The organism is Mycobacterium sp. NGS59 (assembly GCF_059812345.1).
In genome coordinates this window covers 1-15,031 of record NZ_JCALCN010000024.1, presented here as the reverse complement: position 1 = coordinate 15,031, position 15,031 = coordinate 1, and the positions used below count along the sequence as shown (strand labels likewise).

Genomic DNA, 15,031 nt, shown 5'->3' with positions numbered 1-15,031 from the left:
ATCAGAGTGCCGGTCCGGGCGGCTGCCGGCTCAGTTCGACGGCCACATAGGTCGAACTCATCGCCGGGGTCTGCGACAGCGGATCCACCGGTTCACCGTCGATCAGCAGGTTGCGGTTCACCCCGAACGACTGCGGCGCGTCGCGGCCGCGCGGATCGAAAACCCGTGAGCCCCAACCATGATCCAGCACGATCAGTCCACGTCGGGGCCGGTCGCTCAGCGAGGCCCGGACCCGGACCTCACCCGTGGGGGAGTGCACCCGCACCAGGTCGCCGTCGCTGACGCCCAGGGCGGCGGCGTCGGCCGGATGGATCAGCACGACACTGCCTTTGCCACCGGGATGCAGCCCGGGCAAGTCGTTGAGAAACGAGTTCATGGAGTGGCGGTGCCGGCGGTTGCCGATCTGAAAGGGATAGCCGGCCGGGGGCTCGGGCGGCGCCGCGGCGAGCAACTCGCGGGTCCGCGCCACCAACTCCGGCGGCGCCACCTGCACCCGCTTGTCGGCGGTCCGTAGCGCGGCCGAGAAGTGGCCGTATTCGCGGGGGCCGAGCACCAGGCCGTGCGGGTGAGCCAACAGGTCGCGCCATTTGAGCCTGCGGCCGTTCACCTTTCGGGACATGGCGATGATCAGCCGGTTGATCCAGTGCGGCGAGAACGCCAGTGCCGGGCGGCGGGTGGCCCGGGCCAGTCGGCGGCTCCCCTTGACGAACGCGTTGACGCCCTTGACGCCGAACAGCGGGACCTCCATCGCCAACGCCAGATCGACGAAGATGCGCCACTCTTCGCGCGCGCTCGTCGGTGGATCGACCGCGCGCACGCCATACTGCACGTAGGGTTCGTCGTGCAGATTGCTGGTCAGCGCGAGCAGGTCGTCGCGTTCCAGCCAGTGCACCGCGGGCAGCAACCAGTGTGCGTGCCGGTGACTTTCGCGTTGCACGAAGTCGATTGCCACCAGTAGGTCGAGCTGCCCCAGTGCCTCATCCAACGCCGCGCCGCCGGGGCCGGAAACGACCGGGTTGCCCGAGTTGATGACCAGGGCGCGGATCTGACCGGGCCCCGGGGTGGTGATCTCGGCGGGCAATTCGCTCAGAGCATGCGCGCCGGCCACCATCGGCCGGCCGGTCAACCTGCTGCGGTGCCCGGAAGGCTTGGCCGCCGCGGCAAGTTTCAGCGCGTCGATGTAACCGGGTTCGAAGCGACGACCCCCGGGGCGGTCCATTCGCCCGGTGATCACGTTGAGCACGTGCCCCAGCCATTCGCCCACGGTGCCGGACACATGCAGCGAGATCCCCGTCCGGGTCACCGCCATCGCCGCCCGGGCGGTAGCGAAATCTCTTGCGGTGGATTCGATTTGCGCACGCGGCACGCCGCACCGGTCGGCGAGGTCGTCAAGGTCGGCCTCGGCGGTCAGCGCGCGCAGCGTAGGCAGGCCGGCGGCGAGTTGTGCGCAGTCGAGGCGATGTTCAAGGCCCTCGGCGAGAATGACTTTGACCATGCCCAGCAGCAGCGCCCAGTCCTGGCCGGGCCGCACCGCGATGTGCACATCGGCCTTGTCGGCGGACTCGGTGCGCAACGGGTCGACGACGACGATCTTGGCCCCCAGTTTCTGCCGGGCCAGCGCACGCTTCCACCCGCCGGGCACGCTCTCCACCCAATTCCAGGCGCTCACAGCCGGATTCGCGCCGACCAACAGAAAATAGTCGCAGTTGTCGATGTCGGAAACGGGCACCATGATCGACGACCCGTACATCGCCTCGGCCACCACGTGCAGCGCGTTCTGATCGACCGAGCCCACCGCATAACGATTCTGGGTGCCCACGGCGTCCAGCCAGCCGTTCATGAAGATCAGGTTCGACGACGAATACGCCGCGGGATTGCCGTAATACGCGCCGATCGCGTCCGGCCCGTCGGCGTCGATCAGCGCATTCATCCGACCCGCGATGTCTGCGATGGCCTCGTCCCAGGTCGCCTCGACATAGTGGTCGCCGACCCGGCGCATCGGCGCCAGGATCCGGCGGGGATGTTCGACGAGTTGCGCGGCGTTGCGACCCTTGGCGCAGAAGTCCTGCCAACTGTGCGGGTTCTGCTTGTCCGGAGAGATCCTGCGCACCCGGTTGCCCTCGACGCTCACCTCGATACCGCAGGAGGCCAGGCAATAGCGGCAGAAGGTGAATACCGTCCGGGTGCCCGTGTGGTTCACCCCCTGGTCTTGTCCCACCGTCACAGCGTGACAGTAGGCCGATATTTTGTATAGCTAACAGCGGGTGGCGTCTCGGATCATCTGTCGCCGGCGGTCGCCGTCGGTATGACTAAGTTCGCTGACCGCGATTTTGCTTGCTTTGTCTGCCCCTTGCTTCACGCTGATCCGGCGCGACACCTCGGCAACGGAGATGTGGGAGTCCTCCGAGAGCCGTCTCAGCAACGAGAACGCGTCTTCCGCGGTGACGTTGTAGCGCTCCATCAGGATGCCCTTGGCCTGGCCGATCACGTCCCGGGAAGCGACCGCGCGACGGAGTTGACTCCTGGTGCGCACGGTACTCCAGGCCAGTGCGGCGTGAACGGCAAAGATCTTGGCGATCTCGACCGCTTCGGTGTCGAATGCCTGGCGCTGCTCGGCGAATACGCTGAGCACCGTCGCCGCGTACTGGTCGGGCAGCAACCCCGCCGACACCAGCGACTTCACCGGCGTCCTGGCCCCTGCTTCGCGTCGCAACAGCGGCCATCTCGGATCGCTCGTCAAGTCGTCGACGTGGACGGGAACGCGGCTGCGAACGGCATCCAGGCATGGTCCCTGCCCGGCACGCTTCTGCAAGTTGTCCAGCACGGCGGGATACGTGCCGTTCGCGGCGACCGTCTGCAACTGCCCCCGGCGGCGGATGAGTGTGATGCCGGCATGCTGCGCGCCCGGAACGAAATCGACGGCAGCGTCGACCAGTTCGCTACCACACGCATGGAGGTCGTCGCTGTACCGCTCGCACACGGCTCGGACGCGTTCCGCCATCGCGGAATAAAGGTTTCGTGGGCTCGCGTCAATCAAGGTGTCCCCCTCTCCGCTGTTGGCAGCTACGCGGTAGCCGGAGCCGTCAGAGTGGATGTGCCCGACACAAAAGGTCCGCCTGCGACGACAACAATGGCGCGCCGCGACAGGCGCTCGTGCTCAACGCCCGCAGTCAGATACCCGGTGCACAGCTGTACAAACGTCGAATCCGGCCGGGCGAACCGCCTGTCCATACCGCGAAGCCGAGCGGCCACGACGCGCGCCAAAGACGCTGTACAGTCGCTCAGCATTACTGTTACAGTCCGCAGTCACAGCACTGTTGCGGGAAGAAGGAACAGCAGTGACCGAACGACTGCGCGACATCCGCGAGTTGGCCGACGACACCGACGCCTACCGCGACGAGCTGTACCGGCGCTGGACCGGTCTGCTCAGCTACCGCTACATCGGCCGCAAGCATTCCTCGATGGACCTCGGCGACGTCGACAACACGGTGACCATCCGCCGGGACATGCGCAACGAAGCCGGCGGCATCCTGGTTGCCCCGCTTGCCATCTCGTCGCCGGAAGGCTGCCAGACCGACATGGTGGCGGTGCCCAACCCGGTCATCGCGTCGGTGCAGATCGTGGACCCCGGATACGACGTGTCCCGGATCGAGATCGCCGATTCCGGCATCGTGCACCAGGGCCGCACCATGGGGTACGGCCGGTGCAAGATCGTCGACGCCGACAACCCCGACCGGGTGATCGCGTTCAACGAAGGGCAGGGCGCGATCATCGGCATTCCGCCGGAAGGTCTTGACCGGATGGATGTTTCGGGCACCGAACTCGTGATCGAGGACTCGCCGGACCTGCCGCCGCTGTGGCAGGCGTTCGGTGCCGCCAAGCGCGACGACGGGCACTGGGTGTTGCCGCCGCTGAGCGTCGAGTACGCCTCACCGGATGCGGCGCTGCACATCGGCCCGCAGCACGTCGTACTCGAAACGGCGGCAACAGATTTCGCCGCCGACCTCGCCGGGACCCGCAAGCTGCAGGTGGTCAGCTGGCATGTGATGTTCATGTCGCGTGGCAAGGTCGGCCCGTTCCGCGTCGACGGCACCGCGCACCGGGGCGGGTCCGGCCGGGTGGGGGTGCGGATGCTGCTGCACGACGAGGGCAACGCGGACAAGGCGGTCACCTCGGCCGCGGCGGTCTTCGACGTCGTGGAGTAAATGTACCGTTCGAGGTGCCTGCAATGTGCTACTGTGTAGCACATGCGCTCGATCGGGGTACGTGAGCTGCGGCAAAACGCCAGCACGTACTTGAAGGCGGTCGCATCAGGAGAGTCAATCGAGATCACTGATCGCGGCAACCCAGTTGCTCGTCTGGTCCCGATATCGGGTGATCCTTGGGAAGACTTGATCGGCGCGGGTGAGGTTGTCCGCGCGACACGTGCGCTCGATGTCGACGAAGTCGTCCCCCGCGACTACCCGCACAGCGGCTCCGAAGCCCTCGAGCGACTGCGCGAGGACGAGCGCTAGCGCCGATGCGGATCTATCTCGATACCTCGGCGTTGGTCAAACTCGTCGTTCGGGAAAACGAAACCGATTCGCTGCGTGATTATTTGCGCAATCACACCGACGACAACCTGTTTTCGTCGGCTCTGGCGCGCACCGAACTGATTCGCGCGGTCGGTCCGTCCGGTTCTCGAGCGGTGGCCGACGCGAAGCGGTTGTTGGAAGGTCTGGACCTGGTCGTCTTGAGTCCGCGACTGCTCGACGACGCCGGCGTTCTACAACCTGTGCGACTCCGCAGTCTCGACGCGATTCACCTCGTATCCGCACAACGGGCCCGCGACGATCTGCGCACCGTCATCACGTATGACGTCCGAATGCTGGCTGCGGCCGAGGAACTCGGCATCCCCGCGGCCTCGCCCCGCTGACATACTGGGGTCAAACCGACGTCAGCGCTTCGGTTTTCTCCGTGCTTCGGGCGTTCCCGGACGGCCAGGGGGAGGGGACCGGCCGCTGCCGGACCCGTTGCGGCCACCAGAACCACTTGCCCAGCAATGCCGCGATCGACGGTGTCATCAGCGATCGCACGATCAGGGTGTCGAACAACAGACCCAGCCCGATCGTGGTGCCCACCTGGCCGATGACCGTCAGCTCGCTGACCGCCATCGTCATCATCGTGAACGCGAACACCAGGCCCGCCGAGGTGACCACCGAACCTGTTCCGCCCATAGCCCGGATGATCCCGGTGTTCAGCCCGGCATGGATCTCCTCTTTGAACCGGGACACCAGCAGCAGGTTGTAGTCGGCACCCACGGCCAGCAGGATGATCACCGACATGGCCAGCACCATCCAGTGCAGTTCGATGCCGATGAGGTGCTGCCAGATCAGTACCGAAAGCCCGAAAGACGCACCGAGGGAAAGCAATACGGTGCCCACGATGACCGCCGAGGCCACCACGCTGCGGGTCAGGATCAGCATGATGATGAAAATCAGGCACATCGACGCGATCCCGGCGATCAGCAGGTCGTAGTTGCTGCCTTCCTGCATGTCCTTGAAGGTGGCCGCGGTGCCACCGAGCAGGATCTTGGAGCCCTCCATCGGGGTGCCCTTGAGCGACTCGTAGGCGGCCTTCTTGATCGCGTCAATGTGCGAAATGCCTTCTGCGGACATCGGATCGCCGTCGTGGCTGATGATGAAGCGCACGGCGTGGCCGTCGGGGGAGATGAAGTTCTTCATCCCCTTCTTGAATTCGGGGTTGTCGAAGGTCTCCGGCGGCAGATAGAACGAGTCGTCGTTCTTGGACGCATCAAATGCCCTGCCCATGGCGGAGGAGTCGCGCTGTGCCCGCTGCTGCTGTTCCAGCAGCCCCTTCTGGGTCGAATACATGGTCAGCATCATGGTTTTCATGTTCTTCATGTTCTGGATCATCTCGGGCATCAGCGCGTTCATCCGCGGCATCAGCGTGTCCAGGTGCTCCATGACGGGGATCAGGCTCTGGATGTCGTCGGTCATCGTGTCGACGCCGTCCAGGGCGTCGAAGACCGACCGCAGCGAGAAACACACCGGAATGTCGTAGCAGTGCTTCTCCCAGTAGAAGTAGGAGCGGATCGGCCGGAAGAAGTCCTCGAAATCGGCCATGTGGTCGCGCAATTCGGCGACGTCCATGGTCATGCTCTTCATCTTGCCGACCATGATGTGCATGTCATTGGTCATCTGCGCGGTGATGTCCTGCATCTCGACCATGCTGTTGATGGTCGTCTGCATCTCTTCGGACTGCTTGAGCATGTCGGCGATCTGGTCTTCTTGATACTTCTGCGTCATCTGCTGACTGACGCCCTGCATGCTGATCTGGAACGGGATCGAGGTGTGCTCGATCGGCGTGCCCTCGGGCCGGGTGATGGCCTGCACTCGACTGATGCCCGGCACCCGGAAGATGGCCTTCGCGATCTTGTCGATGACCAGGAAGTCCGCGGAATTGCGCAGATCGTGATCGCTTTCGATCATCAGCAATTCGGGGTTCATCCGCGCCTTGGAGAAGTGGCGGTCGGCGGCGGCGTAGCCGGCGTTGGCGGGCAGGTCGGCGGGCAGATAGTTGCGGTCGTTGTAGTTGGTCCGGTACCCGGGCAGGGTGAGCAGGCCGATCAGCGCGATGCCGATGGTGACGACCAGGACCGGGCCGGGCCAGCGGACGACGAGTGCGCCGATCTTGCGCCAACCGCGAATCCGCTGCGCGCGCTTGGGTTCCAGCGTCTGCCGGAAGCGCGACGCCACCGAGATGACCGCGGGGCCGAGCGTCAGCGCCGCGAGCACCACCACCACCATGCCGATGGCCAGCGGGACACCCAGCGTCTGGAAGTACGGCAGGTTGGTGAAGTGCAGGCAGAAGGTGGCACCGGCGATGGTGAGGCCGGACCCGAGCACCACGTGGGCGGTGCCGTGGAACATGGTGTAGTAGGCGTCTTCTCGTGATTCGCCGACCGACCTGGCTTCCTGATATCGGCCGATCAGGAAGATCGCGTAGTCGGTCGCGGCCGCGATCGCCAACGTGACCAACAGGTTGCAGGCGAACGTGGACAGCCCGATGATCTGGTGGTAGCCCAGGAAGGCGACCGCGCCGCGTGCGGCGGCCAATTCGAACACGACCATCGCCAGCGTGAGCAGCACCGTGACGATCGAACGGTAGACCATCAGCAGCATGGCGATGATCACGACGAAGGTCGCCATCGTGATCACCTGCAGGCTGCGGTCGCCGGCCAGATGCTGGTCGGCTTCCAGCGCCGAGGGACCGGTGACGTACGCCTTGACCCCGTTGGGCGGCGTCACTTCTTTGACGATGGCCTGGACGGCCTCGACCGAATCGTTGGCCTTCGTCTCGCCCATGTTCCCGGCCAGGTAGACCTGGACGTAGGCAGCCTTGCCGTCGTTGCTCTGGGCACCCGCCCCGGTCAGCGGATCACTCCAGAAGTCCTGAACATGCTCGACGTGCTTGTTGTCGGCCTCGAGTTTCCGCACGATCTGGTCGTAGAAGGCGTGCGCCTCGGCGCCGAGCGCGTTCTGGCCCTCCAGCACGATCATCACCGAGCTGTTGGACTTGTACTCCTGAAACACCTCGCCGACCCGCTTGGTCGCGATCACCGACTGCGCGTCATCGGGACTCATCGAGACCGACCGCAGCTTGCCGACCTCGTCGAGCTGGGGGACGACGACGTTCAGCAGCGCGATCAGCGCGATCCAGCCCAGGATGATCGGCACGGCGAACTTACGAATGAAACGCGGGATCGCAGGGCGCGCAGCGTGTTTGGCGACCGGGATGGAGTCCGTCGGTGCGTCGTGGGTGGCAGTGCTCATGCGGATTTCACCAGGCAGGAGGTCAGGGCGTGCACGCCGTTGGATGTTTGTTCGTCCTTGACTTCGTCGTCGACGGTGATGCGACAGCCCAGGTAATCGCCGTCGCTCTGCGCCGAGATGTTGGGAAAGACCGACGGCGCGGTGGTGCTGAGCACCAATGTCCAGGGCAGCGGCGCGCCGTCCAACCGTTGTGGTTCGGCGCTGAGGTCGAGGTAGTTGACGTTTGCGTGGGCGGCCGAGCCGAAGATCTCGTACTTGACCACCTTGGGCTTGAACGGCTTGGAGTCGTCGACCTTCGAGCTGGTCAAGGTGTCCTCCTGCTGGAGCGCGTAGAACGACTTGACCCGGGCGACGGTGAAACCGCCGATGGCGACGACGGCCACGATCAACAGCGGCAACCAGGCATTACGCACGAGCTTTGCCATCTGCACTTACGTGAGCCTTTCCGGTCGCACGACGAATTACGTTGCACCACAGCGATCTAGAGGACGCGTTGGGTACGCAGCCCGATGGGGCCGGAGCCATTAGTTATATGTGCTAACCGGACCACCCGTACATCATCTGCATATTTTGCAGACGATGCAACTTTCTGTAATCCTGGTCACGCTCTCATTGCGTGAAGATGCTGTTGACCAGCGCGGCGGCGCGCTCGACGTAGGGCATCGGCGTGTCGCCGGCATCCTCCGGCTCGCTGCTCGACCAGCGTTCGATGCCCGAACGCACCGCCGTCAGGGCCAGCGCCGAGATCAGCGCCGGGATCTCGTCGTCGGACGGCACTCCCTGACGCTTGGCGACGATGTCGGTCAACTGCGTCTGAAACCGCTCCAAGTCGGCTAGGAACGCGGCCAGCACCGCAGGGGTCGTTTTCGCCAGGTCCAGCATGCAAACGGCCTGCTCACGCTGGGGTGGCATGTCACGCAGATGGTGTGCCGCCAGGGTGATCAACTCGGCCAGCACCACCGGGTAGGGCGCGGCACCGGCGGCGACGAACTCGTCGGCCAACTCGGCCGGCAGGTCCGAGGGGCCGTAGGCGATCGCGGCTTCCTTGTTCGGGAAGTAGTTGAAGAACGTGCGGGTGGAGATGCCGGCTTGCGTGCAGATCTCCTCCACGGTGACCCGGTCCCAGCCGCGTGCCTGCGCCAGTCGCACCGCAGCCCCGCGGATGTCGGCGCTGGTCTGGCGACGACGTCGCTCGCGAAGACCCAACTGGTTGGCCATAGTCTCCAATAGTTGCACGTTCTGCACATTTTGCACACATTCAGCGTTTACCCCAGTCCCACGGTGGAGTCGTCAGCAAACCCTGGCCGGAGATCCGCGTCTCGCCGAAATCCTTGTACAGCTCGATTTCAACGGTGTCTTCGTTCTGCAGGGACTCCCGTAGCGAACGGGAGTGCGTGACCACCACCACTTGGGTGTGTGCGGAGGCCGCTCGAATCAGTGCGGCCAGCGGACCGACCAGGCTCGGGTGCAGTGAGGTCTCCGGTTCGTTGAGCACCATCAGCGACGGCCGCTGCGGGCTCAGTAGCGCAGCCGCCCACAGCAGGAAACGCAGTGTGCCGTCGGATAATTCGGCCGCGCGCAGCGGTCGCAGCATGCCGGGTTGTTGCAGCTGCAGATCGAACAGGCCGTTGCCGACGTCGACCGAGAGGGTGGCGCCGTCGAATGCGTCGGCGACGGCACGGGTCAGGTCGTCGAAGCCGGCCTCGATGATCGTTTGAATGGCGGCGGCCAGGTCGCGGCCGTCGTCGGACAGCACCGGGGTGCGGGTACCCACCTGCGGTTGCCGTGCCGGTGCGCCGGCATCGACCCGAAATCCGTCGTAGAACCGCCAGCCGCGCAACCGCTCACGCACGGCCGCGAGTTCGGGAAGCGCTTGCGGGTGGGCGAATTCGGCAAGGACGCTCCGATACGACGGCAAGGTACGGGATACCTCGTCGAACCCGCGGCCGGAATCGCTGGTGGCTTCGACGAATTCGCGGGTGCGCTGCACCAACGTGGTACTGCGCCGCAAGGTGGGTCCGACGAACACCGCCTCGCGCTTGATCTCTGGATCGCGGGCGAACGCACTGCGGTGCCCTGCCATCTGCGGTATCCCGAGGTCGACGAGATAGCCGAAATCGTCTGCGGCGAAACCGAGTTCGAGGGACACCGGCCGGGTGCGGGTGGTGCCCTGCACTTTGCCTTCCCGACGGGCGCCGTTGAGTTGCTCGGGACCGGCCCACAATACCGATTCCAGTCCGCCCTCGCGGGCCAGTGAACCGATCACCTCGCCGCGACCGCAATCGGCCAGCAGGCGCAGCGCCCGGTAGACCGATGATTTACCGGTTCCGTTGGCGCCGGTGACGATCGACAGTCGGCCCAGCGGCAGCACCACCTCACGCAGCGAGCGGTAGCCGCGGATCGCGACGGTCTGGAGCATGCGGAAGACTCTAGTGCCGGATGCCGACAGGCTTCGAATTAGTTGTCCGGCAACGCAATCAACAGGATGCTAGGGGTTGTTGGCGATTGTGCTGCCGCTAGGAGTGGTGAAGTCGATGTAGATGGGCTGCTGGAAGAAAGGAAGGTAGCCGGTGTTCATCAGGCCGGATGAGATGACCGTGGGCTGGTAGGTGCTGGTGTTGAATTCGTACAGCTTGTCACCGCCGGTCTGCGCTGTGTAGAACTGGTACTGGCCTGCCGGCAGACTGGTTGCGCCGCCGATTGCCGATGACGGCATTGTGCCGTATACGCCGCCGGAGTCGATGATCGACGGGACCGCGATGCGATCCACTCCGCCATTCGTGGACATCCATAGGGTGGTGATCGGGGACCCGCCGGGCACCGTGAAGTTGACCGTGCCGGTGTTAGGGCCGAAGTGCAACTTCTCGTCAGCCATGTCGATGAGCACGCCCTCGTTGAGGCCGGTCGGCAATGCCAGGTTCGGAATGCTCGGGCCCGGCCCAACTGCGTTCGGGCCTACACCCAAAACGCCGTCGACACCTGCGGTGCGGAAGTAGGCGTCGAACGGGGTGACGAAGGGGTTCTCCAGGAAAGCGTTGAAGTATTGGCCGATCGCGAACGGTGTTGTCGGAACGGAGAGCAGCACCACATTGACGCCGGTCGGCGCGGTGACAATGCCGTTGCCGAAGTCCACCGTGGCGGGGAAGGTTGCGTATAGATAGGTCAATCCGCCGCTGTAGGCGCTGATGTTGAGCCCGGTTGGCAGGCCCATGCGGAGCAGACCCAGCGGTCCGCCGACGTCTTTCATCTGGACGACGAGACCTTCGGATCCGGTGTCGACCAGGATTGGCGTCGGAGCGTGGCCGTTTAGCTGCATATTGACTACCGGCTCGGTCACGGCGACGGTCGGCATCGGGACGCTCTTGCCGTCCCACCCAGCGCCGCTGAACCCAGGATTGCCCCATAGGAGCCCGCCAGCGCCTCCGGTGCCGCCGAGGCCTCGATTGAGTCCGCTGACGCCGCCACCGGTACCGCCGGAGCCTCCGTTGCCGATCAAGCCGGCCGCGCCGCCGTTACCGCCGCTCAGGCCAACTTCCGTCAGGGTCCGGGAATAGCCCGCGCCACCGTTGCCCCACAGGATCCCGCCGGCCCCGCCGTTCGGGTTCGCGGCGGTACCCGGTGCGCCGTCACCGATCAGCGGCCGGCCCAACAACAGCTGAGTCGGCGCATTGATCACCGCAAAGAACGGATCCAGCACTGTCGCTGCCGTCGCCTCGGCGGAAGCGTACGACCCCGCGGCCGCGCCCAGCGATTGCAAGAACTGCGCGTGATACGCGCTGACCTGGGAATTTATCGCCTGAAACTCGTCGCCGAACTCGCCGAACAACGCCGCCACCGCGGCGGACACCTCGTCGGCAGCCGCAGCAGCAAGCCCGGTGGTCGGCACGGCGGCGGCCGCACTCGCGGAGTTCAGCGCCGAACCGATGCTCTCCAGATTCACCGTCGCCGACGTCAACCAGTCCGGCGACACGGTTAGAAACGACACGTCGCCCCCTTAACGTCGACCACCGATGTGCCCATAGAGCCTATCGAGTTCCCGTCCCGACATCCCGGCTTTCCGCACTCCGGTCCTTGCTACATCAGATACTCACACAAAATCCCGGTCGGGGCTGTGCGAAGGGCAAAACGGCCGGCACCGCTACCGTGCCTGCAGACTGAAGTCTCGGGTCACCAACGGCGAAGGGACAAGCCTTGTCTGCGATACCGGTGATCGCACTGACCGGTCACCTCGGAGCCGGCAAGACGACGCTGCTCAACCATCTGCTGCGAACTCCCGGCACGCGAATCGGCGTGGTGATCAACGATTTCGGCGAGCTCAACATCGACGCTGGATTGGTGGCCGGCCAGGTCGACGAGCCGGCCTCGATCGCCGGTGGATGCATCTGCTGTCTGCCTGATGACGGCGGTTTGGACGACGTGCTCGCCAAGCTCGCGGACCCGGCGCGGAGGCTTGATGCCATCGTCGTCGAAGCCAGCGGACTGGCCGAGCCGGTGACGATCGCGCGGATCATCGGTTTCAGCGAGCTGCCCGGCATCCGAAGCGGCGGCCTTGTCGACGTCGTCGACGCTGTCAACCACTTCGACACCGTCGACCGCGTCCAGCTACCGCCGGCGCGATACGGTGTCGCCTCGCTGATCGTGGTCAACAAGCTCGACCAGGTGCCCGAGGGTGAGCGTGCGCTGCTGCTACAACGTGTCAAAGAGCGGGTGGCGCAACGCAATCCGCGCGTCCACGTGGTGGGCACCACGGGTGGCAGGATCGATCCCGCGCTGCTGTTCGACGCATCGGGAACCGGCCAAGAGCCCGGGCAACTCTCGATCTTGGAGCTGCTGCGCGACTCCGAACCCGTACACGATCACGTCCACGCCGACGCCGTCACCGTCAGCAGCACCGGCTGCGTCGACCTCGATGCACTGTTCGACCTGCTGGAGAAGCCGCCCCCGAACGTTTTCCGGCTCAAAGGCGTGGTGGCCGTGCGCCACGGCGCCGCGGGCAGGAACTACGTGGTCAACCTGGTGGGCAGTGCCATCCATATCGCCAAGGCGCCGCCGCGGGCGGTCGCCAACTCCCTGGTGGCGATCGGAATGCATCTCGACGTCGACGATGTGCGCGCGCAACTGACCGCCGCGCTGCAGCCCGCCGCCGGGAAGCCGTCCGCGGCGGCGCTGCGCCGGTTGCGTTCATTCAGCCGCTGAGTGCCGTCAGGCAAGATACGTCCCGATGTCCTCCTCACTCGTCGACGTACTCGCCACCATGGAACTCGCCCGGACCGACCAGTGGCTGTTCGTCGGGCAGCAGTTGCCCGCGCCCGCCAACCACATCTTGGGTGGACACATCTCTGCCCAGGCGCTGCTGGCAGCCAGTTACACCGCGCCCGGCCGCGCGCCGCACAGCGTGCACACCTACTTTCTGCGGTCCGGTGATTCCCGTCGCCCGGTGGACTTCGAAGTGGTGGATCTGCAAGAGGGACGGACGTTTTCAGCGCGCCGGGTCACCGCCCGGCAGGACGGCAAGATCCTGATGGAAGCGATGTCGTCGTTCAAGGTCGCCGACCCGACCGCGGCTCAAGTGGCTTATCAGCCGTCGATTCCGCGCGTGCCCGAGCCCGAAGAGTTGCCGCCGGTGGCGCCACATCTGGCCGAGTCCGACGAGCGCACCCAGGGCCGGTGGGCGAGCCTGCGCTGGTTCGAGCGCCGCATCGTCGACACCGAACACGCGCCTCCGGCCCGGTCACCGATGTGGTGGCGACCGGACGGCGACGTTCCCGACGATCCGGCGCTGACCGCGAGTTTGGTGGCATACCTGTCGGCGGTGACGTTGACCGAGCCGGCGTTCGCGGCGCGCGGCGGTGTCGGGGAATCCGCCCAGCGTGACCACTCGGTCTGGTTCCACGCACCGGCGGTGCTCTCCGATTGGCTGCTGTTCGAACGGTCTTCGCCCAGCAGCGCCGATTCGCTCGCGCTCGCCAGCGGCACGATGTTCAACCGCAACGGCACCCTGGTGTGCACCGTGCGCCAAGAGATGTACTTCCCGCCGCAGCGCTGAGCCGGATCCTCAGCCGGCTGAGCCGCACGGACCCGCAACGGCAAGGGCGCCTAACCTGGGTTTCAAGAATTCATCAAGGCCGGTGTTAGACCTTCTACGCCATGAACACCATCGACCTTGCCATTGTCGGCATCGGCTGCGGAATCTTCGCCTGGGCGCTGGCCCGGTGCGCGCCGAAAGCGGTTTCTGGAATGGGCCTGGCCGCGCAAGGCGTGCTCGGTGTCTACACCGGCCTCATGGTGCGCGACATCTCGTTCGCGGCGCTGGGTTCGCACTGGCCGATCGTCATCGCGATCACCGTCAGCACCTTGATCGTCAGCGTCGCCGGCGGTGCGCTGCTCGGTCTGCACAAAGACGTCAGCCCGCTGACCGGCGGACTGGCTCTGGTGGCCGGCGGTTCGTCCGGGCTGGTCGCCATCGCACGCGACCTCGGCGGCGACGACCGCGTCGTCGCGGCGGTTCAATACCTGCGCGTTGCGCTGATCACGGCCGCCATGCCGGTGGTCGCGACCGTCTTCTACCACGGCAGCGCCGCACAGGGATCGCACCCGAGCGAAACCTCTTCTCTGCCTTTGTCTTTCGGCCTGCCGCTGATCGCCGGCATTGTGCTGGCCGGCGCGGTGGCCGGACGTGCGGTACGCGTCCCGGGAGCTGGGCTGCTGGGGCCGATGGCGATCACCATCGCGCTGGAGTTCTCCGGACTGATCCACGGTCTGGCCGTTCCGATGCTGCTGGTTCAGGCCGGGATCATGATGATCGTCTGGCAGACGCTGCTGGCGTTCGACCGCGAGTCGCTGCGGGCGATTCGCCGGATCCTGCCCGGTGCGTTCGCTCTGATCATGGTGCTGAACCTCGCCGCGGCCGGTCTGGGTGTGGTGCTGGCCGACGAGGCCGGACTGAGCATGCTGGACGGCTACCTGGCGACCAGTCCCGGCGGCATCTACGCGGTGCTGGGCACCGCCGCGGGCTCGGGCTCCAATGTGACGTTCGTGATGGCCGCCCAAGTCATCCGGGTCGTGTTGATGCTGTTGGCCGCGCCGTTCGTCGCCCGGTTGTTCATGCGGTTCGCCCCGCAGGGCGCACCGATGCGCCGGCCGAGCCGGGAGCTTGTCCCGGTGGCCGCCTGACAGCGACCACCGCACCCTGTCGT

General features: G+C 65.6%; 13 protein-coding genes. 6 read left to right on the top strand and 7 right to left on the bottom strand.

Going from position 1 to position 15,031, the window contains the following annotated elements; all coding sequences use genetic code 11:
* Position 1 precedes the first annotated feature (1 nt).
* Together AC5Y46_RS21275 and AC5Y46_RS21270 are read right to left on the bottom strand one after the other, a co-directional pair.
* The gene (locus AC5Y46_RS21275) at positions 2-2,224 is read right to left on the bottom strand and encodes a molybdopterin-containing oxidoreductase family protein (protein ID WP_499945928.1); all 2,223 of its coding nucleotides are present in this window, start codon (positions 2,222-2,224) and stop codon (positions 2-4) included.
* A gap of 30 nt (positions 2,225-2,254) precedes the next feature.
* Positions 2,255-3,001, bottom strand: coding sequence for a GAF and ANTAR domain-containing protein (locus AC5Y46_RS21270; protein WP_499945927.1), 747 nt, complete (start codon positions 2,999-3,001; stop codon positions 2,255-2,257).
* A 337-nt stretch (positions 3,002-3,338) separates the two neighbouring features.
* Between AC5Y46_RS21270 and AC5Y46_RS21265 the strand changes: the two genes are divergently transcribed.
* The 3 genes from AC5Y46_RS21265 to AC5Y46_RS21255 are packed head-to-tail and all read left to right on the top strand — an operon-like array spanning position 3,339 to position 4,915.
* Entirely contained in the window at positions 3,339-4,205 is an 867-nt protein-coding gene (locus AC5Y46_RS21265) for a hypothetical protein (RefSeq protein ID WP_499945926.1), read from the top strand.
* A 42-nt stretch (positions 4,206-4,247) separates the two neighbouring features.
* Positions 4,248-4,514, top strand: coding sequence for a type II toxin-antitoxin system Phd/YefM family antitoxin (locus tag AC5Y46_RS21260; protein ID WP_499945925.1), 267 nt, complete (start codon positions 4,248-4,250; stop codon positions 4,512-4,514).
* Positions 4,515-4,519: 5 nt separating this feature from the next.
* Positions 4,520-4,915, top strand: a complete 396-nt coding sequence (locus AC5Y46_RS21255; RefSeq protein WP_499945924.1) for a type II toxin-antitoxin system VapC family toxin — start codon at positions 4,520-4,522, stop codon at positions 4,913-4,915.
* 10 nt (positions 4,916-4,925) lie between these two features.
* On the opposite strand, the gene AC5Y46_RS21250 is transcribed toward AC5Y46_RS21255, so the two are convergent.
* The 5 genes from AC5Y46_RS21250 to AC5Y46_RS21230 all read right to left on the bottom strand — a co-directional run bounded on the left by AC5Y46_RS21250 (position 4,926) and on the right by AC5Y46_RS21230 (position 11,820).
* Complete coding sequence (locus AC5Y46_RS21250; protein WP_499945923.1) at positions 4,926-7,835, bottom strand: MMPL/RND family transporter; 2,910 nt, start codon at positions 7,833-7,835, stop codon at positions 4,926-4,928.
* On the bottom strand, positions 7,832-8,260 hold the full coding sequence (locus AC5Y46_RS21245; RefSeq protein WP_499945922.1) for an MmpS family transport accessory protein: 429 nt from the start codon (positions 8,258-8,260) through the stop codon (positions 7,832-7,834). Before AC5Y46_RS21245 ends, AC5Y46_RS21250 begins: the two co-directional genes overlap by 4 nt.
* Positions 8,261-8,444: 184 nt before the next feature.
* Positions 8,445-9,053 (bottom strand): TetR family transcriptional regulator, encoded by a 609-nt coding sequence (locus tag AC5Y46_RS21240; RefSeq protein ID WP_499945974.1) that lies wholly within the window; start codon positions 9,051-9,053, stop codon positions 8,445-8,447.
* A 40-nt stretch (positions 9,054-9,093) separates the two neighbouring features.
* Positions 9,094-10,254 (bottom strand): AAA family ATPase, encoded by a 1,161-nt coding sequence (locus tag AC5Y46_RS21235; RefSeq protein WP_499992905.1) that lies wholly within the window; start codon positions 10,252-10,254, stop codon positions 9,094-9,096.
* Between the two features lie 69 nt (positions 10,255-10,323).
* The gene (locus AC5Y46_RS21230) at positions 10,324-11,820 is read right to left on the bottom strand and encodes a PecA family PE domain-processing aspartic protease (RefSeq protein ID WP_499992904.1); all 1,497 of its coding nucleotides are present in this window, start codon (positions 11,818-11,820) and stop codon (positions 10,324-10,326) included.
* 206 nt (positions 11,821-12,026) lie between these two features.
* Between AC5Y46_RS21230 and AC5Y46_RS21225 the strand changes: the two genes are divergently transcribed.
* The 3 genes from AC5Y46_RS21225 to AC5Y46_RS21215 all read left to right on the top strand — a co-directional run bounded on the left by AC5Y46_RS21225 (position 12,027) and on the right by AC5Y46_RS21215 (position 15,008).
* Entirely contained in the window at positions 12,027-13,031 is a 1,005-nt protein-coding gene (locus AC5Y46_RS21225) for a CobW family GTP-binding protein (protein ID WP_499992901.1), read from the top strand.
* A gap of 25 nt (positions 13,032-13,056) precedes the next feature.
* Positions 13,057-13,881 carry an acyl-CoA thioesterase gene (locus AC5Y46_RS21220; RefSeq protein WP_499992898.1) on the top strand — a complete coding sequence of 275 codons (825 nt, stop codon included), beginning with the start codon at positions 13,057-13,059 and terminating at the stop codon, positions 13,879-13,881.
* Between the two features lie 101 nt (positions 13,882-13,982).
* The gene (locus AC5Y46_RS21215; RefSeq protein ID WP_499992896.1) at positions 13,983-15,008 is read left to right on the top strand and encodes an AbrB family transcriptional regulator; all 1,026 of its coding nucleotides are present in this window, start codon (positions 13,983-13,985) and stop codon (positions 15,006-15,008) included.
* The last annotated feature ends 23 nt before the right edge of the window (positions 15,009-15,031 follow it).